Raw genomic sequence first — 17,128 nt, 5'->3', positions numbered from 1 at the left:
AGATACGGCATAACGAATGCATATCTCCGCAGTTTGGAAAAGTCATGACCCGCAGCCCCTTCGAATCCTTCTCTAGACGGCAATTTCTCGCCGGTTCCGTTTCTGTCGGCGCATCACTGGTTGGCGGCGGTCTTGCCAGCGACGTCTGGGCACAGGATGCCACGGACACGACCGCGGAGGGTTTTGACCCGCTGCGCCCGCCGCCTGAGCCCGAGGCGCCGGTTCAGCGTAACATCTCGGCGTTCCGGTCCAAGGACTGGCGGCCCTATTTCGACAATCTGCGCAACGGAGCCGTGCTGGTGGATATCGACAGCCGCGCCCTGCATTTCTGGTCGGAAGACCAGAGCACCTACAAGCTATATCCCTCGTCCGTGCCGCTCTCCGATGATCTGACGCGCCGCGGCCGGACCCAGATTATCCGCAAGGTCGATGGGCCTGGCTGGGCGCCGACTCCGAACATGCGCAAGCGCAACCCGGAGTGGCCTGCCTATATCCCGCCGGGGCCGGACAATCCGCTTGGAACCCATGCTTTGTATCTCAGCTGGAAGTATTACCGAATCCACGGCACGCATGACACGCGCAAGATCGGGCGCAGGTCTTCAAACGGCTGTATCGGCCTTTATAACGAGCATATTTCGCAGCTGTTTGCGCTCACGAAAGTGGGCACTCAAGTGTTGCTAATTTGACGACATCGGCCCATTCCAGAGGCCGAATCATGCAACAAGCAATTGCAATGTCGCGATTTTGCTGATTAGAAAAATATTACGAGGTAAGTCTTGGGCGCGTGGTTCGGGTGGACTGAACTGCGCATATTTTTGGAGGTTAACATGAAAAAACTCGTTATCGCTGCTGCTCTGACTGCTGCTGCTTCGACCGCTTCCGCGGGCAACCTGGCTGAGCCGATTGTTGAGGCGCCGGTTATTGTTGAGCAGACCGAAAGCTCCTCCAGTGGCATCCTTCTGCCGCTGCTGCTGCTGGTTCTGGTTGGCGCAGCTGTTGCAAGCAACTAATTGCTTGTCTCAGAACGGTAAGAAAGGCGGTGGATTTTCCACCGCCTTTTTTCATGTCTCCCGACCTGACATGGGCCGGGGAATGCAATTTTGGTTCAGGGTGGCTCAACCGTCGTGAACTTCGGACAGAATGCTGTTCATCGATGCGAGAATCATCTCGATTCCCTCTGCATCAATCGTCAGCGGGGGGCGAATTTTCAGAATGTTGTCCTTTGGCCCTTCGCTACCGATCAGGATGCGATGATCGCGCATGCGGTTCTTCACATAGGCGCAGATATCCGTCGCTTCTGATCCGTCGTTGCGGATCAGTTCGACACCGATAAATAATCCCATGCCGCGCACATCCCCGATCGACTGATAACGGGATTGCAGTTCGCGCAGGCCTTCGATCAGTTCGGCCCCACGCACCCGCGCATTCTCCTGTAACCCTTCCTCATCGACGATATTCAGCACTTCGGTACCGATGCGGCACGACAGGGTGGAACCGCCAAAGGTCGAGAAGAACTCAGGCCCCTGTGCAAAGCTGTCCGCGATGGCGCGGGTTGTTACCAGCACACCCAAGGGATGGCCGTTGCCGATTGGTTTACCGAGTACCACGATATCGGGGCTGGCCTCTTGGTGTTCAAAGCCAAAGTAGTAGTCGCCAAGGCGTCCTAGACCGGTTTGAACCTCATCGGCGATACAGATGCCACCTGCGGCGCGGGTCTTGTCATATACGGCGGGCAGATAGCCCTTTGGCGGAATGATCTGACCGCCGACAGAAGGGAAGGTCTCGGCAATGAAGCCGGCCACCCCATGACCGCTTGCACGCAGTTTTTCGATGGCCGGATCCACTAGGTCCGCGTATTTCTGCGCGCGGTCTGCGTCATCACGCCGGTAAGATCCGCGATAGTCATCGGCAACTTCGACCAACTGCACCCAGTCAGACGGGCCCACACCACCCTTTGCGTTGAACTTATAGGCGGAAACGTCAATCACGCCAGTGGTGTTGCCGTGATAGCCATGATCGGGCGTTACCATCCCCTTGGCACCTGTGTGCGCCCGTGCGAGGCGCAGGGCCAGCTCATTCGCTTCGGTGCCGGAATTGACGAAGAAGCAGACCTCCAGATGGTCGGGCATCTTTGACAGCACCTTTTCCGCAAAGGCGGTTTGTGCCGGGTGCAGATACCGGGTGTTGGAGTTCATGCGTTTCAACTGATCGGCAGCAACCGCCTGAACGCGGGGATGCGCGTGGCCTACATGCGGCACGTTGTTATAGGCATCGAGATAGGGGCGGCCCATTTCGTCAAACAGATGATGTTTCCACCCACGCAGCAGCATGACCGGATCGCTGTAGGTCAGGCTGAGATTGCTGCCGAAATGTGCCTTTCGATCCGCCAGAACCCGGCGCTTGTCAGTCGGTTCATATCCGGTTTTCTCCGCAGGCAGATTCAGTAACGGTGCAGGGTTTGGGCAAAGTGCGTTCCACAGCAAGAGGTCGTCAGGATCCGCCACTCCGGGCCAGTCTGCCTCAATTCCCTTGGTCGATAGCGCCAGCTGGAAATGCACATGTGGAGCCCAGCCGCCGTTTTCAGTTGCATCTCCGAGCTGGCAGAACGGCGCGCCCTTGGCGACCCGGTCGCCAACCGAAAGCTGAGTACAGCAGTCAGGGTCAAGATGACCGTAGAGCGCATAAAATTCTTCTCCGGTGTCGGTATGGTGTTTCAGGATGACAACACCGCCGTAGTCCAGATGAGCATCGCGGTTCTCCACCGCCACGACCTCACCCTCCAGGGGGGCGTAGAGCGTCTGACCGGCGGGGGCAAAAACATCCACTGCGAGATGGACGGTACGCCTGTCGCTGGCTTTATACGCGCCTTTGCGGAAGGCTGGGGCAGTATAGATCAGCCGTGGTTCGTTGTAATATCCAAGCCACCAGTCGGCACCGTTTTCGCCGGAAAACTCTCGCCCGACTTCGGCAGCCTCGGCCAGCGGCATATCAAAAGGGTTCTGCGGCCAGGTCGATGTCTCGACCGAGAGAGACCCCATCGGCAGACCCGTCAAATCGCGTCCCATCAGCGGAGCGAACTCACCGGAATATTTCTCTAGATAGGCAATTACCCTGTCGGCACCATCGACCACCGAAAGGCCGCAGGTCGCTCTCAGCCGGGACGAAATCAGGGCAGGATGCTCACTTGGCTGCTCCAGAAAACGCCATGCAGGACCCTGCGATATGGTCACATAGGGGTCATCGGGATTGTCTTTGGCCACCAGCGTGGAATTGACGACGCTGACGGCCAGACGCATCCGCAGCAGAGGCCAGAGAAGATCTAGTTCGGTTTCGGTCAACGGATTGACGGCGTGGTAGCCTTCTATCAGCGCGGACAGGGCAGCCTGCGGTCGGGGATTATCCAGCACGATATACGCAGCTGCAATGGCCAGATCACAGATTCGCGGCGCAGCACACATGTCGCCAAGGTCGATCAGACCGCCGACATGGCGTGGTTGGCATAGCGTGCCAGAAACGAGAATGTTGTAGTCATTGGCGTCATTATGAATCGCCTGTTTCGGCAGGGAGCCAAGCACCGGCTTCAGCTCTATGAAATCGGCGCAGATCGCAGCAATCAGGCTACGGCGTTTGCTGTCTGCGATGCAGTCGAGATCGCTTGCCACCCAGTCGGCAGACATCAGATCCCATTTGAAATCACGTAGCAGCGCGGGATGGTCAAAGGTTTTGAGCGCGCGGGTGATGCTTCCAAGCGCGGCACCGATTTCCCTGATGAGAACGGATGATTTCGGCGCGCTTTTGGCATAGCAGCGGCCCGGCAGCTGAGTTTGCAGCCAGACCAGGCGCTCAACCCCGGTTTCGTCTGCAAGATCGAGGCAGAGCGCACCATCGGCGGCCGCCACGGCGCGTGGGCATGGCAGATCCGGGTCAGTTTGATGGAGATGCGCCAGCGCAGCGATTTGCATCTCGACGAGATCAGGGGCGCAACCGGGGCGCATGACCTTTAGAATATAGCCCTGCCCATCCTCGGCGAGTGCACGAAAGTTCAGGTCATATTCCCCGTCCAACCGTGACAGGTCAGCGGTGATGCCCCAGTGATTATTCAGGGCATCGGCCCAATGCAATTCGGCCAGGTTCAATGCGGTCATGAGAGGTCCCTGTTCAAATATCCTCAGCCCCGTTGGCCGGGGCGTTTTGGCTATTTGGACCGGGGAGTGGCGATTAGTCCAGCCACCCTTTCAGATTGCGTTGGATAACGCCGGACAGCGCGTCAATGTGCTCGGCGTCATCGTTCAGGCAAGGGATATAGAGAAAATCTTCTCCGCCCGCGTGCTCAAAGCTTTCGCGAATTTCCTCGTTGATTTCCTCAAGCGTCTCAATGCAGTCTGCCGAGAAGGCGGGGGCGATCACCGCGATGTTTTTCTTGCCTTCTTTGGCGAGGGTGGCGACGTGATCCACGGTATAGGGCTTCAGCCATTCTTCGGGGCCAAACACCGACTGAAACGTGGTGGTGATTTCGGTATCGGTCCACCCCAGACGTTCTTTCAGGAGGCGCGTCGTTTTCTGGCACTGACAATGGTAGGGATCGCCCTGCATCAGATAGCGCTTGGGCATCCCGTGATAGGATACAACCAGAATTTCGGGTTTTTTCTCGGCGGTGGCATAAGCTTTCTCCACCGAACGCGCGAGGGCGTCGATATATGCCGGATCGTCAAAATAGGGTGCGACGGTGCGTGCGGCGGGCTGCCAGGTTTCTTCCATCAGGGCGCGGAAAAATTGGTCGTTGGCGGTGGCCGAGGTGGCCCCGGCATATTGCGGATAAAGCGGGACGAAGAGGATTTTCTGACAGCCGGCCTCAACCATTGCCCGCACTTTGGATTTGGTTGAGGGATTGCCGTAGCGCATACAGAAATCCACCATGACCTCTTTGCCATACCGCTCCTGCAGCGCTTGCGACATCGCGGCGGTCTGCTCCTTGGTGATGGTCATCAGGGGGCTTTCGCCCTTGTCATGGTTCCAGATGGACTTATACGCCGCTCCCGATGAAAACGGCCGTTTGGCCAAAATGATCAGTTGCAACAGCGGCTGCCATTTCCAGGCAGGATAGTCGATGACACGCTTGTCCGAGAGAAACTCGCTCAGATACCGGCGCATCGGCCAGTAGCTATAGTCATCGGGGGTGCCCAGATTGGCCAACAGTACGCCGACCTTCGCCGGGGCGATCTTGGGGTGGTCTGCCGGCGCATGAGCGGGGCAGGTGGCGGGGGCAGTGGCGTCCAGCATCTATCAGGGTCCTGTGCGGTAAACGGTCAGCGGATCGTTGGTCCGCCCTAGCTATATGAAGATACGGCGGAAATGACCAATTGGATCATTCCACCAGAGCCATAGGATAGACCTATGGCTGGTTCTGTCTACTTTGGCAGCGGTGTTTCCGGCACCTTCAGCGCATCCGCCAGTCGCGCCTTTGCCGATCCGGGGCGCAGCGGTTTTTGCTGGGTGTCGGACGGGGACCAGCCGGTCAGGCAAATCAGTTCAAAGGTTGCAGGCAAAAGACCGTCCTCCGCTGCGTAGGTGGACCGGTAGATATCCGCAGTGTCAGCGAACAATTTGCGCGTGGTTGCGGTCTTTTGCCTCTGTGTCATGGCATTGGTTTCGCCCATGCCGCGCAGTTCGTGCATCAGGTGCCACAGGTCGCGGTACTTTGCAGTCAGCGGCACAACATCCGCCACCGGAAGCGCAAATCCGGCCCGTTGCAACAGCGCACCCAGATCGCGCACTTCGCCCATCGGGGCCACGCGGGGCGACAGCCCGCCGGAAAGGCGGGTTTCGGCGGTGGCCAGGGCGCTGCGCAATTCATGCAGGGTCTGGCCGCCCAGCATCACGACCAGCAGCAAGCCGTCTTCGGTCAGGGCCCGGTGACATTGGATCAATTGTCCGACCGGATCATTGGCCCAGTGCAGTGACATGGCATGGACCACAAGATCATGGGCGCCAACCGCCAGATCCAATGTCTCGTCATCCGCGACATGTTTGGCATCGGGCAGACAACTGTCCCAGCCTTGCGCAAAAGGCGCCACCAGCGCTGGGCGCGTAAAGCTCCTGTTAACCATGGAGAGCCGATCCTCAATCTCATCGCGTGCGATGTCGTGCAGGAACAGGGCTTCGGTGGTCAGGCGGCTGCGATGGGCGGCGAGTGCGCTGCGGTCAAAGAGCTGCGGGCGGGGCGTCGTGGCTTTGGTCATGAGGGCTATTTAGGATGTTGAAGGCGCGGATACAAACGGCTGTTTCGCTGATCTACCCGCCGCGCTGTCTGGCCTGCGGTGAGTGGGTCGACAGCGATTTCGGACTTTGTGGCCCCTGCTGGCGCGAGACACCGTTCATACATGGAACCTGTTGCCATGGATGTGGAGTCCCTTTGATTGGGGAGGAGGACGGGTTTCGCCTCGAATGTGATGAGTGTATGGATCACCCACGGCCCTGGCAGGAAGGACGCGCCGCGCTGACCTATGAGGGCACGGCCCGGCGGCTGGTACTGGCCCTGAAACACGGGGATCGAACTGAAATCGCCCGGCCTGCAGGGCGCTGGTTGGGGCGGGCGGCTGCCAGTTTGCTTGTGGATGATCCCTTGGTGGCGCCAGTGCCGCTACACTGGTCGCGGTTTCTGCGCCGCCGCTATAATCAATCTGATCTGCTGGCCCGACAAATGTCCCGAGACGCTGGCTTGGACTACTGCCCGGACCTGTTGCGGCGCGTTCGCCGTACACCTTCGCTTGAAGGGCAGGGCCGCTGCGAGCGCTACGCAACGTTGGCGCGGTCGATTTCGGCGCATCCGAAACATGCCGCACAGATTGGCGGGCGTATCGTCTTGCTGGTCGATGATGTGATGACCAGTGGTGCCACGCTTGCGGCCTGTAGCGAGGCTTGCCTTGATGCCGGCGCAAGCGCGGTCCGTATCGCCGTGCTTGCAAGGGTCACGCAGTCGTGATCTGAACGCGCTGGGGCTGGCAATTCTATCATGGACTGCCCAAGTTCAGGGCCAAGCCACTGAATATTTTCAAACGGAGACCCGAATGAAACCGGTCGAAATCTACACTTCCCCGCTCTGCGGGTTTTGCCATGCCGCAAAACGCCTGCTGACCCAGAAAGGCGTAAGCTTCGACGAAATCGACGTCTTGGCTAATCCTGATCGCAAGGCTGAAATGATCGAGCGTGCCAATGGTGGGCGTACCGTTCCGCAGATTTTTGTCGGCGAGACCCATGTCGGTGGATGCGATGATCTTTATGCACTGGATCGGTCCGGCAAGCTGGATCCGCTGCTGGCAACCTGAGGCGCGGTGATTAAGATCGGTGACCATCGGAGGATATAACAGATGCGTGCGGCCTTGCTTCAACTGACATCAAGCGACCAGCCAGCTGAAAATCTGGTGATGGTGCAGGAGATGATTGCCGAGGCCGCTGCCGCTGGCGCCGGTTTTGTACTGACACCAGAAGTGACAAACTGCCTTTCTGGAAGTCGCAGCCACCAGACGTCGGTCCTCCATCATGAAGCGGATGATCCGACGTTGGCGGCCCTGCGCAGAACTGCCGAGGAGCGTGGTCTCTGGCTGTCTCTCGGATCCCTCGCGTTGAAGACGACGGATGCCGATGGACGGTTTGCCAATCGCCAGTTTCTGATCGATCCAGCCGGTGAGATTGTTGCGCGCTATGACAAGATCCACATGTTCGATGTGGATGTCACGCCTGAAGAAACTTACCGCGAGTCGGATGGATACCGCCCGGGCTGTCAGGCTGTGGTTGCACAGACTCCATTTGCAGCCCTGGGAATGACCATATGTTACGACGTACGCTTCCCCTATCTGCATCGGCGTCTGGCCAAAGCAGGGGCTCAGGTGCTGCTGGCGCCAGCTGCCTTTTCGCCTGTTACCGGTTCGGCCCATTGGCACGCATTGCTTCAGGCGCGTGCAATCGAGACGGGCTGCTATGTGCTTGCGGCTGCTCAGACGGGCACCCATCCGGCAACCAAGGGAAAGTCGCGACGCACCTATGGCCATTCTCTGGTGGTGTCACCCTGGGGGGAAATTCTGGCCGATGGCGGCGTTGAGCCAGGGGTCACCTACATTGATCTTGACCTTGAAAAAGTGGCACAAGCGCGTCGACAGGTTCCTTCCCTGTTTCATGACCGAGAATTCGACGGCCCCTGATGGACGATACCAATTCCCTTGCGGTTTCGCTGTTCAGCGAAATTCTGATGGCAGATCAGCTGGCGCGGACCCGGCTGGGACAAGTGCTGCCTAAGGGAATGGAACTGTCGCATTTCTCGGTATTGAACCATCTCGCACGTACCGGAGTTGAGCGGTCGCCCGCTCAGCTGGCCAAGGCGTTTCACGTGACCCGTGGGGCGATGACCAATACATTGAGCAAGCTGGAAGCGGCGGGCTACGTTCATATCCGCCCAGACTGGGATGATGCGCGACGCAAAATGGTCGCGATCAGCCCGGCGGGACGACAGGCGCGCGACGCCGCATTGGCCAGCATTGTTCCGATGATCCGCGAAGTGGTTGAGGAACTGGGGGGTGACCGGGTCAAATCCGCGCTGCCGATCCTGCGAGAGTTCCGCATTAAGCTGGGAAGTCGCGACTGATTGGCGACTACGGGCGCAGGGCCCCAATCCTGTAAAACGGAAAAGGACGTCTGCGAACAGACGTCCTTGGTGCCCCCCGTCAGGCTGGTCCGTGAGTGGTAGGCTTAACGACAGGGCGGCCCGGAACAAGGGCCTCTGTGCATTCACTCGGTGACAGGTCAGCAACATCTGACCCTATCTATGGTCTACCACGTAGAAGGTAGCGGCCCAACGACGCAGAAGGATGATTGCCTATCCTAAAGTATAGGGGCAGGGCTTTTGCCTCCGCGCTTAGCGAGGCTTTGTGCTGGCTGTCACGTAATTTACGCTCAAATCACGGTCCGAGAGCGACCAGCTCCAGAAGATCGGATTGAACACAAAACCCTTCCGATCGACAGGCGTCAGCCCCGCCTTTGAGAGCAGCTCGAACAGCTCGTCTGGTGTAATGAACTTCGACCATTCATGTGTCCCGCGCGGCAGCCATCGCATGACAACCTCGGCGCCTAAAATGGCCATCGCGTAGCTTTTGGGATTGCGGTTGATGGTTGAACAGATTTGCAGACCACCGGGCCTGAGCAGCTGCTGCGTGGCAGTTAGATAGCTGAGTGGATCGGCAACATGTTCGACCACCTCCATGTTGAGAACCACGTCGAACTGCTCGCCCGCCTCTGCCAGCGCCTCGGCTGTGGTGTGGCGATAGTCGATGTCCAGACCGGATTGCTGGGCGTGAACCTGAGCGACTGGAATATTGCCCGCTGCGGCGTCGGCGCCGACGACATCGGCACCCAGACGGGCTATTGGTTCGCTGAGAAGCCCGCCACCGCAGCCGATGTCCAGAATGCGCAGTCCGGAAAAGGGCGCCTGATCGGATAGGTTGCGATCAAATTCACCAGCAATTTGCCTGGTGATGTAGTCCAGCCGACAGGGGTTCAGCATGTGCAATGGTTTGAATTTTCCAGTGGGATCCCACCATTCGGCGGCCATGGCCTCAAATTTTGCGATCTCGGACGGGTCTACCGTGGATTGAGGCGCTTGCATTCCTGTCTCCGTGTGTTCTTTTATCATTCAGGACTAAGTTAGGTCAGTAATGGACAAATACCCGTATCAAAAGCGCGCAGTGCAGTATTTGTACCCGCCCATTGAACCCTTTGATCAGCGGATGGTCGATGTGGGGCAGGGCCACCATATCTATATGGAGCAGAGCGGTAATCCGGACGGTATCCCTGTGGTGGTCTGTCATGGAGGCCCGGGTGGCGGGAGCAGCCCGGCCATGCGGCGGTATTTCGACCCTGACCACTACCGGATTGTATTATTCGATCAGCGCGGTTGCGGACGGTCGCGGCCGCATGCCTCCTGCGCTGACAATACAACCTGGCATCTGGTCGCGGATATGGAAATCATCCGCCGACTTCTGGGGCTGTCGCGGTGGATGGTGTTCGGCGGGAGCTGGGGGGCAACCTTGTCGCTGATCTATGCCCAGACCCATCCCGAGCGGGTGCGCCATCTGATCCTGCGCGGCGTCTTCCTGATGACCAAGTCAGAGCTGGACTGGTTCTACGGTGGTGGTGCTGGCCGTTTCTGGCCGGAGACCTGGTCGCGTTTTGTCTCGATGATCCCCGATGGTGAGCGGGGCGATCTGATCGCCGCCTATAACAGACGGCTGTTTTCCGGCGATATGGCTGAGGAGATCCTGTTCGGCCGGGCTTGGTCGGCATGGGAGAACGCGTTGGCCTCGATCCATTCCAACGGCACGTCGGGCGAAAGCCCGGGCGACTACGCGCGCGCCTTTGCACGACTGGAGAATCACTATTTCATCAATGGCGGGTTTCTCGACTACGATGGTCAGATCTTTGCCAATATGGGGCGCATATCGCATATTCCCGGCATCATCGTGCAGGGGCGGTATGATATGATTTGTCCGCCGACCTCCGCCTGGCGATTGAAAGAGCTGTGGCCAAATGCCGAGTTGAAGATGGTGCGCAATGCGGGCCATGCTCTGTCCGAACCGGGAATCAGCGCCGAGCTGGTGCGCGCAATGGACCAGATTGCAGAGGAGCAGGAGCCATGACACGGATCGACAGGCGTGCGCTGTTCACATCTGGCGCCGCGGCTGCCCTGCTGGCTGCAACCGGGGCCGCGCTGGCTGATACGCCGCGGCAGGGCGGGATCCTTCGTCTCGCGGTACCGCGCGACGGTGGGCTGATGGATCAGGTTGCTCGTGGGGCCGTGTTTGACACCTTGATGGAAATTGGCCCTGATGGCTCCTTGCGGCCTGAGCTGGCCAGTCGCTGGAGCAGCAGCCCCGATGCGCGGGTCTGGCAGTTCGATATTCGGGCAGATGTGACGTTTCACGATGGAACACCGGTGCGGGCGGCGGATGTGGCGGCGAGCCTGCTGGGCAGCGATATCGGCGATGGCGCTGCTCAAATCGACATACTCTCGCCCGGTAGCATCCAGATTGTGCTGGGCGCGTCCAATCCGCATCTCCCTTATTTATTGGCCGATGGCCGGTTTGCGATTGCCGCCGGCGGGGAAACCTCAGGCGACCTCTCAGCGGCAAACGGGACCGGGTGCTACAGGGTGGAGCGCGCGCGCTCTGGGCGCGACTTCCGCGCGGCGAGGGTGCGGGGGCACTACAAATCCGGTCAGGCCGGTTGGGTCGATACGGTTGAGTTGATCGTGATTCCCGATGCCGCCGTGCGGGCTGAGGCGCTGCGGGATGGATATGTCGATGTCGCCGCCCTGCCAGCACCCGAAGGTCTCATCTCGCGCGGCAGTTTTCACTACCATCCATCCGTTGATGACATGGCGCTGGCAGCCCGGCGGGATGTTGGTATGCCTCGGACGATAGGCACTCGGTCGGCTTTGGACGATGGTCGTATTGCGGAACGCTGGTGGCGCCTCTGATCTGCACGATTTGTAAGGCAGGGCCCGCACAGAACATGGGTCAGGGGAACTGCCTCTTGCAGTTTGGCCTGATCCGGCGTATATGCCTTTCGTAACAGCGGCGCGTCGGGTTTGACCCTCAGCTCCACCGGAAAGTTCAACGGGCCGCGCGCCCGTTTTTTTGTGCCCGAATCACAGATCTGGAATTCGTATGACCAATGACCTGATAGCCAAGGCAGCCATCGACCGTCGGCTTGCCGAGATCATCACCCCGGTGATTGAAGATCTCGGTTTTGAGCTGGTGCGTATTCGGCTGATGTCTGGCAAGACGACCACCCTGCAGATCATGGCCGACAAGCCTGAAGGCGGCATCGAGGTGGATGGCTGCGCTGAGATCTCCAACGCGGTCAGTGCGACGCTGGACGTGGAGGATCCGATCCTTGACAGCTACGCGCTTGAGGTCTCCAGCCCCGGTATCGACCGGCCGCTGACCCGTCTCAAAGACTTCGATATGTTCGAGGGCTATGAGGCCAAGATCGAGACCAGCGAGCTGATCGACGGCCGCCGCCGTTTCAAGGGCGAGCTGGCCGGTGTTGAGGATGACGAGGTTCTGATCAATATCGAAGAACATGGCGAGACTGTTACCATCGGCTTGAAATTCGACTGGTTGAGCGATGCCAAACTGGTTCTTACCGATGATCTGATCAAAGAAATGCTGCGTCAGCGCAAGGCTGCCGGCACCCTGAACGAAGACGCATTCGACGAAATCGAGGCCGATGGGTCCGAAGAGGAGAAAAAGTAATGGCTATCACATCAGCAAACCAGTTGGAGCTTCTGCAGACCGCAGAAGCCGTGGCGCGCGAAAAGATGATCGACCCCGGTTTGGTTGTCGATGCGATGGAAGAGAGCCTGGCGCGGGCCGCCAAGAGCCGCTACGGCAGTGAGATGGACATTCGTGTGTCCATTGACCGCAAGACTGGCCGTGCGACCTTTACCCGCGTGCGGACCGTGGTCGAAGATGACGCGCTGGAAAACTACCAGGCGGAAATGACTGTTGAACAGGCCAAGCAGTATATGGCCGATCCTTCGGTTGGCGATGTCTTCGTCGAGGAAGTGCCTCCTGTCGAGATGGGCCGGATCGCTGCCCAGTCCGCCAAGCAGGTGATCCTGCAGAAGGTGCGCGAAGCTGAGCGAGATCGTCAGTACGAAGAGTTCAAGGATCGTGCCGGCACCATCATCAACGGCCTGGTCAAACGTGAAGAATACGGCAACGTCATCGTTGACGTGGGTGCGGGTGAGGCGATCCTGCGCCGGAACGAGAAAATCGGCCGCGAGAGCTACCGCCCGAATGACCGGATTCGCTGCTATATCAAGGATGTGCGCCGCGAGCCGCGTGGCCCTCAAATCTTCCTGTCGCGGACCGCGCCGGAGTTCATGGCTGAGCTGTTCAAGATGGAAGTACCTGAAATCTATGATGGCGTCATTGAGATCAAGGCGGTTGCCCGTGATCCGGGTTCGCGCGCAAAGATTGCTGTGATCAGCTATGATGGCTCCATCGATCCGGTTGGCGCTTGTGTCGGTATGCGCGGTTCGCGCGTTCAGGCCGTGGTCAACGAACTGCAGGGTGAAAAGATCGACATCATCCCGTGGAACGAAGATCAGCCGACCTTCCTCGTGAACGCGCTGCAGCCTGCGGAAGTGTCTAAGGTTGTTCTGGACGAAGAAGCGGGCAAGATCGAGGTTGTGGTCCCCGAAGAGCAGCTGTCGCTGGCAATCGGCCGTCGTGGTCAGAACGTGCGTCTGGCATCGCAGCTGACCGCGCTTGATATCGACATCATGACCGAGGAAGAGGAATCGGCCCGCCGCCAGAAGGAATTCGAGGCGCGCACCAAGCTGTTCATGGAAACCCTGGATCTGGACGAATTCTTTGCCCAGCTGCTGGTCTCCGAAGGCTTTACCAACCTCGAAGAAGTTGCCTATGTCGAGCTGGATGAACTGCTGGTTATTGATGGTGTCGACGAGGGCACCGCTCAGGAGCTTCAGGCGCGTGCGGCTGACTACCTGGAAGCGCAGGCGAAAGCGGCGATTGATGCAGCCCGCGCATTGGGTGCCGAGGACAGCCTGATTGACTTTGATGGTCTGACGCCCCAAATGATTGAGGCACTGGCCAAGGATGGCATCAAGACGCTTGAAGATTTTGCCACCTGCGCTGACTGGGAGCTGGCCGGCGGTTGGACCACCAACAAGGGTGAGCGCGTCAAGGATGACGGCATTCTGGAACCATTTGATGTGTCGCTGGAAGATGCTCAGACTCTTGTCATGACCGCCCGCGTTCTGCTGGGTTGGGTGGATCCCACCGAACTGGAAGCGGATGCTGAAGACGATGCCGACATCGAAGACGGCGAAGCAGAAGAGGGCGAGGCCTGAACTCAGGCCTCGCAGCGAGGATAGCAATGACACGCGGTGGCAGTGACAAAGACCGGTCCGACGGACCGGAGCGAAAATGTCTGGCAACAGGCGAGATCCAGCCCAAAGAAGGGCTGATCCGCTTTGTTGTTGGCCCCGAAGGTCAGGTTGTTCCTGATGTGATGGGAAAGCTGCCGGGGCGCGGGGTCTATGTGACCTCGACCGAGGCAGCGCTCCAAACTGCGGTAAAGAAGAAACTCTTTGCCCGCGGTTTCAAGGCGCCGGTGACGGTGCCTGACGGGCTGGTGGATGAAATCAAAGGTCAGGTGCTGCGGCGCCTGATCGAGCTGATCAGCCTGGCGCGCAAGTCGGGTGATGCGGTCTCTGGCTATGAGAAGGTCAAAGACTGGCTGGCCAAGGAACACGCCCGCGTATTGATCCAGGCTTCGGATGGATCAGGACGGGGCAAATCAAAATTGAGCACGCCGCACCGTGGGAAATTCATCGGATGCCTCACTGCGGATGAGCTGGGCATGGCCTTTGGGCGCCAAACTGTGATACATGCGGCGCTGGCCTCTGGTGGACTCGGCAAACGTGTTGTAGAGGAAGCGCAACGACTACAAGGTTTGCGCGAAACGGTGGGCGGCAAGGGCCGCACGGAAGGATAAAGAGCTTTATGAGCGATAGTGACGGCAAAAAGACGTTGGGTCTTCGTGGTGGGTCCCGGCCCGGGAATGTGAAACAGAGCTTCAGCCACGGTCGGACCAAGAATGTCGTGGTGGAAACCAAGCGCAAACGCGTTGTGGTCCCCAAGCCGACCGCGGCCAAGGGGGGCTCAGGTGCGACGCCGTCCGGTGACGCATCGCGGCGTCCGGCTGGCATCAGCGATGCAGAGATGGCGCGCCGCCTGAAGGCGTTGCAGGCCGCCAAGGCCCGCGAAGTAGAAGAAGCGCAGCAGCGCGAAGCCGAGGAAAAGGCCCGTGCCGAAGAGCGTGAGCGCCGCCGGGCTGAACAGGAAGCCAAGGAACGTGAACAGCGCGAAGCTGAAGAGCGTGCCCGCCAGAAGGCTGAAGAAGAAGAGCGCAAGCGTGTCGAAGCTGAGGCTGCTGCGCAGCGTGCGGCTACTGATGCCGAAAAGAAAAAGTCGGAACCGGCTGCGGCCCGTCCCGAGCCGGGCCCGTCTTCGCAGCCTCGTAAGGGGGATCGCGAACGTGATGACCGGCAGAACCGCAATGCCAAAGGCCGCAACGAAGGCGGTGGCCGTCGCTCCGGTAAGCTGACACTTGGTCAGGCGACCGGTGGTGAAGGTGGTCGTCAGCGCTCCATGGCGTCGATGAAGCGTAAGCAAGAGCGCGCACGCCAGAAGGCCATGGGCTCGGTCGAGCGTGAAAAGGTTATTCGTGACGTCCAGCTGCCCGAGGCGATTGTCGTCTCCGAGCTGGCAAACCGGATGGCCGAGCGCGTCGGCGAGGTTGTCAAATCGCTGATGAACATGGGCATGATGGTCACGCAGAACCAGACCATCGACGCGGATACCGCCGAGCTGATCATCGAAGAGTTCGGCCACAACGTGGTGCGTGTTTCTGATTCGGATGTTGAAGACGTCATCAAAGAGGTCGAGGACAAGGAAGGTGACCTTCAGCCGCGTCCTCCTGTCATCACCATCATGGGTCACGTTGACCACGGTAAGACGTCTCTGCTGGATGCGATCCGCGACGCGCGGGTTGTTGCAGGCGAGGCGGGTGGCATTACCCAGCACATCGGTGCCTATCAGGTGAAAACCGAAGGCGGGGCTGTGTTGAGCTTCCTCGACACGCCGGGCCACGCGGCCTTTACCTCTATGCGTTCGCGCGGTGCGCAGGTCACGGATATCGTGGTCCTTGTTGTGGCTGCAGATGATGCTGTGATGCCGCAGACCGTCGAAGCGATCAACCACGCCAAGGCGGCGGGTGTTCCCATGATCGTGGCGATCAACAAGATCGACAAGCCGGCCGCAGACCCGATGAAGGTCCGCACCGATCTGCTGCAGCATGAAGTTGTCGTGGAAGCGATGTCTGGTGAAGTACAGGATGTGGAAGTCTCTGCCGTAACTGGTCAGGGTCTGGACGAGCTGCTGGAAGCCATTGCGCTGCAGGCGGAAATCCTCGAACTGAAGGCCAATCCGGATCGCGCGGCTCAAGGTGCCGTGATCGAGGCACAGCTGGACGTGGGTCGCGGACCTGTGGCCACGGTGCTGGTTCAGAACGGCACCCTGCGTCAGGGTGATATCTTTGTTGTCGGTGAGCAGTACGGTAAGGTCCGTGCGCTGATCAACGACAAGGGTGAGCGGGTTCAGGAAGCTGGCCCCTCGGTTCCGGTCGAAGTGCTGGGTCTCAATGGTACACCCGAAGCAGGCGACGTTCTGAACGTCACCGAAACCGAAGCGCAGGCCCGCGAGATCGCCGAGTACCGCGCCCAGGCCGCCAAGGACAAGCGTGCAGCGGCCGGTGCCGCGACCACGCTGGAACAGCTGATGCAGAAGGCCAAGGAGGACGAAAATGTCTCCGAGCTGCCGATCCTGGTTAAAGCTGACGTGCAAGGCTCTGCCGAAGCCATCGTTCAGGCGATGGAGAAGATCGGCAACGACGAAGTGCGTGTTCGCGTGCTGCACTCCGGCGTTGGCGCCATCACCGAGAGCGATATCGGTCTGGCAGAGGCCTCTGGTGCTCCTGTCATGGGCTTCAACGTGCGTGCCAACACATCGGCACGGAACTCGGCCAACCAGAAGGGCGTCGAGATCCGCTACTACTCGGTCATCTATGACCTCGTCGACGATGTGAAGGCGGCGGCGTCCGGCCTGCTGTCAGCTGAGATCCGCGAGAACTTCATCGGCTATGCAGAGATCAAGGATGTCTTCAAGGTATCCAACGTTGGCAAGGTTGCGGGCTGTCTCGTGACCGAAGGTGTGGCACGCCGCTCCGCTGGCGTCCGCCTGCTGCGTGACAACGTTGTGATTCACGAAGGTACGCTGAAAACTCTCAAACGCTTCAAGGATGAAGTGGCAGAGGTTCAGTCCGGTCAGGAATGCGGCATGGCGTTTGAGAATTACGATGATGTCCGCAAGGGTGATGTGATCGAGATCTTCGAACGTGAAGAAGTGACCCGCACACTCGACTGATCCACGATCATAGCATTAAAAAAACCCCGGCCAAACCAGGTCGGGGTTTTTTTGTGGCTGGT

General features: G+C 59.2%; 16 protein-coding genes. 12 read left to right on the top strand and 4 right to left on the bottom strand.

The genetic code is table 11. From position 1 onward, the window contains the following. The first annotated feature begins 44 nt into the window (after nucleotides 1-44). Complete coding sequence (locus VWY75_RS13770; RefSeq protein WP_340547149.1) at nucleotides 45-686, top strand: L,D-transpeptidase; 642 nt, start codon at nucleotides 45-47, stop codon at nucleotides 684-686. A 141-nt stretch (nucleotides 687-827) separates the two neighbouring features. After that, complete coding sequence (locus tag VWY75_RS13765; protein WP_340547150.1) at nucleotides 828-1,010, top strand: hypothetical protein; 183 nt, start codon at nucleotides 828-830, stop codon at nucleotides 1,008-1,010. Between the two features lie 105 nt (nucleotides 1,011-1,115). On the opposite strand, the gene VWY75_RS13760 is transcribed toward VWY75_RS13765, so the two are convergent. From VWY75_RS13760 to VWY75_RS13750, 3 genes are all read right to left on the bottom strand, one after another. Continuing rightward, complete coding sequence (locus VWY75_RS13760) at nucleotides 1,116-4,145, bottom strand: aminotransferase class III-fold pyridoxal phosphate-dependent enzyme (protein ID WP_416537737.1); 3,030 nt, start codon at nucleotides 4,143-4,145, stop codon at nucleotides 1,116-1,118. 73 nt (nucleotides 4,146-4,218) lie between these two features. After that, nucleotides 4,219-5,280: a ferrochelatase gene (hemH, locus tag VWY75_RS13755; protein WP_416537736.1), complete on the bottom strand. Its 1,062-nt coding sequence runs from the start codon at nucleotides 5,278-5,280 to the stop codon at nucleotides 4,219-4,221. Between the two features lie 128 nt (nucleotides 5,281-5,408). After that, on the bottom strand, nucleotides 5,409-6,239 hold the full coding sequence (locus VWY75_RS13750) for a methyltransferase domain-containing protein (RefSeq protein WP_416537735.1): 831 nt from the start codon (nucleotides 6,237-6,239) through the stop codon (nucleotides 5,409-5,411). A 14-nt stretch (nucleotides 6,240-6,253) separates the two neighbouring features. Here VWY75_RS13750 and VWY75_RS13745 point away from each other — a divergent pair, with 14 nt between their 5' ends. From VWY75_RS13745 to VWY75_RS13730, 4 genes are all read left to right on the top strand, one after another. After that, nucleotides 6,254-6,982: a double zinc ribbon domain-containing protein gene (locus VWY75_RS13745; protein WP_416537734.1), complete on the top strand. Its 729-nt coding sequence runs from the start codon at nucleotides 6,254-6,256 to the stop codon at nucleotides 6,980-6,982. 85 nt (nucleotides 6,983-7,067) lie between these two features. Beyond that, complete coding sequence (grxC, locus tag VWY75_RS13740; RefSeq protein ID WP_340547155.1) at nucleotides 7,068-7,325, top strand: glutaredoxin 3; 258 nt, start codon at nucleotides 7,068-7,070, stop codon at nucleotides 7,323-7,325. Nucleotides 7,326-7,367: 42 nt separating this feature from the next. Beyond that, nucleotides 7,368-8,198 (top strand): carbon-nitrogen hydrolase family protein, encoded by an 831-nt coding sequence (locus VWY75_RS13735; protein ID WP_416537733.1) that lies wholly within the window; start codon nucleotides 7,368-7,370, stop codon nucleotides 8,196-8,198. After that, nucleotides 8,198-8,638: a MarR family winged helix-turn-helix transcriptional regulator gene (locus VWY75_RS13730; protein ID WP_340547157.1), complete on the top strand. Its 441-nt coding sequence runs from the start codon at nucleotides 8,198-8,200 to the stop codon at nucleotides 8,636-8,638. Before VWY75_RS13735 ends, VWY75_RS13730 begins: the two co-directional genes overlap by 1 nt. 270 nt (nucleotides 8,639-8,908) lie before the next feature. Here VWY75_RS13730 and ubiG read toward each other — a convergent pair whose 3' ends face one another. Then, nucleotides 8,909-9,655 (bottom strand): bifunctional 2-polyprenyl-6-hydroxyphenol methylase/3-demethylubiquinol 3-O-methyltransferase UbiG, encoded by a 747-nt coding sequence (gene ubiG / locus VWY75_RS13725; RefSeq protein ID WP_416537732.1) that lies wholly within the window; start codon nucleotides 9,653-9,655, stop codon nucleotides 8,909-8,911. A 49-nt stretch (nucleotides 9,656-9,704) separates the two neighbouring features. Between ubiG and pip the strand changes: the two genes are divergently transcribed. The 6 genes from pip (at nucleotide 9,705) to infB (ending at nucleotide 17,066) form a co-directional block, all read left to right on the top strand. Beyond that, nucleotides 9,705-10,685: a prolyl aminopeptidase gene (gene pip / locus VWY75_RS13720; RefSeq protein WP_340547159.1), complete on the top strand. Its 981-nt coding sequence runs from the start codon at nucleotides 9,705-9,707 to the stop codon at nucleotides 10,683-10,685. Beyond that, nucleotides 10,682-11,524 carry an ABC transporter substrate-binding protein gene (locus tag VWY75_RS13715; RefSeq protein ID WP_416537731.1) on the top strand — a complete coding sequence of 281 codons (843 nt, stop codon included), beginning with the start codon at nucleotides 10,682-10,684 and terminating at the stop codon, nucleotides 11,522-11,524. Before pip ends, VWY75_RS13715 begins: the two co-directional genes overlap by 4 nt. Before the next feature lie 190 nt (nucleotides 11,525-11,714). Next, nucleotides 11,715-12,305: a ribosome maturation factor RimP gene (gene rimP / locus VWY75_RS13710; RefSeq protein ID WP_340547161.1), complete on the top strand. Its 591-nt coding sequence runs from the start codon at nucleotides 11,715-11,717 to the stop codon at nucleotides 12,303-12,305. Then, complete coding sequence (gene nusA, locus VWY75_RS13705; protein ID WP_340547162.1) at nucleotides 12,305-13,930, top strand: transcription termination factor NusA; 1,626 nt, start codon at nucleotides 12,305-12,307, stop codon at nucleotides 13,928-13,930. Before rimP ends, nusA begins: the two co-directional genes overlap by 1 nt. Before the next feature lie 26 nt (nucleotides 13,931-13,956). Then, on the top strand, nucleotides 13,957-14,577 hold the full coding sequence (locus VWY75_RS13700) for an RNA-binding protein (RefSeq protein WP_340547163.1): 621 nt from the start codon (nucleotides 13,957-13,959) through the stop codon (nucleotides 14,575-14,577). An 8-nt stretch (nucleotides 14,578-14,585) separates the two neighbouring features. After that, nucleotides 14,586-17,066 carry a translation initiation factor IF-2 gene (gene infB, locus VWY75_RS13695; protein WP_416537730.1) on the top strand — a complete coding sequence of 827 codons (2,481 nt, stop codon included), beginning with the start codon at nucleotides 14,586-14,588 and terminating at the stop codon, nucleotides 17,064-17,066. The last annotated feature ends 62 nt before the right edge of the window (nucleotides 17,067-17,128 follow it).

The organism is Phaeobacter sp. JH20_08 (genome assembly GCF_048056635.1).
Taxonomy (GTDB): Bacteria; Pseudomonadota; Alphaproteobacteria; order Rhodobacterales; family Rhodobacteraceae; genus Phaeobacter; species Phaeobacter bryozoorum.
The sequence above is the reverse complement of the archived record's forward strand: the minus strand, read 5'-3'. Positions and strand labels throughout refer to the sequence as shown.

Bases quoted from the DNA above. Each gene is read 5' to 3' on its own strand.
- VWY75_RS13750 (WP_416537735.1), bottom strand. From the start codon at position 6,239: ATGACCAAAGCCACGACGCCCCGCCCGCAGCTCTTTGACCGCAGCGCA.
- VWY75_RS13760 (WP_416537737.1), bottom strand. From the start codon at position 4,145: ATGACCGCATTGAACCTGGCCGAATTGCATTGGGCCGATGCCCTGAAT.
- VWY75_RS13730 (WP_340547157.1), top strand. From the start codon at position 8,198: ATGGACGATACCAATTCCCTTGCGGTTTCGCTGTTCAGCGAAATTCTG.
- nusA (WP_340547162.1), top strand. From the start codon at position 12,305: ATGGCTATCACATCAGCAAACCAGTTGGAGCTTCTGCAGACCGCAGAA.
- rimP (WP_340547161.1), top strand. From the start codon at position 11,715: ATGACCAATGACCTGATAGCCAAGGCAGCCATCGACCGTCGGCTTGCC.
- infB (WP_416537730.1), top strand. From the start codon at position 14,586: ATGAGCGATAGTGACGGCAAAAAGACGTTGGGTCTTCGTGGTGGGTCC.
- hemH (WP_416537736.1), bottom strand. From the start codon at position 5,280: ATGCTGGACGCCACTGCCCCCGCCACCTGCCCCGCTCATGCGCCGGCA.
- VWY75_RS13745 (WP_416537734.1), top strand. From the start codon at position 6,254: ATGTTGAAGGCGCGGATACAAACGGCTGTTTCGCTGATCTACCCGCCG.
- VWY75_RS13765 (WP_340547150.1), top strand. From the start codon at position 828: ATGAAAAAACTCGTTATCGCTGCTGCTCTGACTGCTGCTGCTTCGACC.
- VWY75_RS13735 (WP_416537733.1), top strand. From the start codon at position 7,368: ATGCGTGCGGCCTTGCTTCAACTGACATCAAGCGACCAGCCAGCTGAA.
- VWY75_RS13770 (WP_340547149.1), top strand. From the start codon at position 45: ATGACCCGCAGCCCCTTCGAATCCTTCTCTAGACGGCAATTTCTCGCC.
- ubiG (WP_416537732.1), bottom strand. From the start codon at position 9,655: ATGCAAGCGCCTCAATCCACGGTAGACCCGTCCGAGATCGCAAAATTT.
- grxC (WP_340547155.1), top strand. From the start codon at position 7,068: ATGAAACCGGTCGAAATCTACACTTCCCCGCTCTGCGGGTTTTGCCAT.
- VWY75_RS13715 (WP_416537731.1), top strand. From the start codon at position 10,682: ATGACACGGATCGACAGGCGTGCGCTGTTCACATCTGGCGCCGCGGCT.
- VWY75_RS13700 (WP_340547163.1), top strand. From the start codon at position 13,957: ATGACACGCGGTGGCAGTGACAAAGACCGGTCCGACGGACCGGAGCGA.
- pip (WP_340547159.1), top strand. From the start codon at position 9,705: ATGGACAAATACCCGTATCAAAAGCGCGCAGTGCAGTATTTGTACCCG.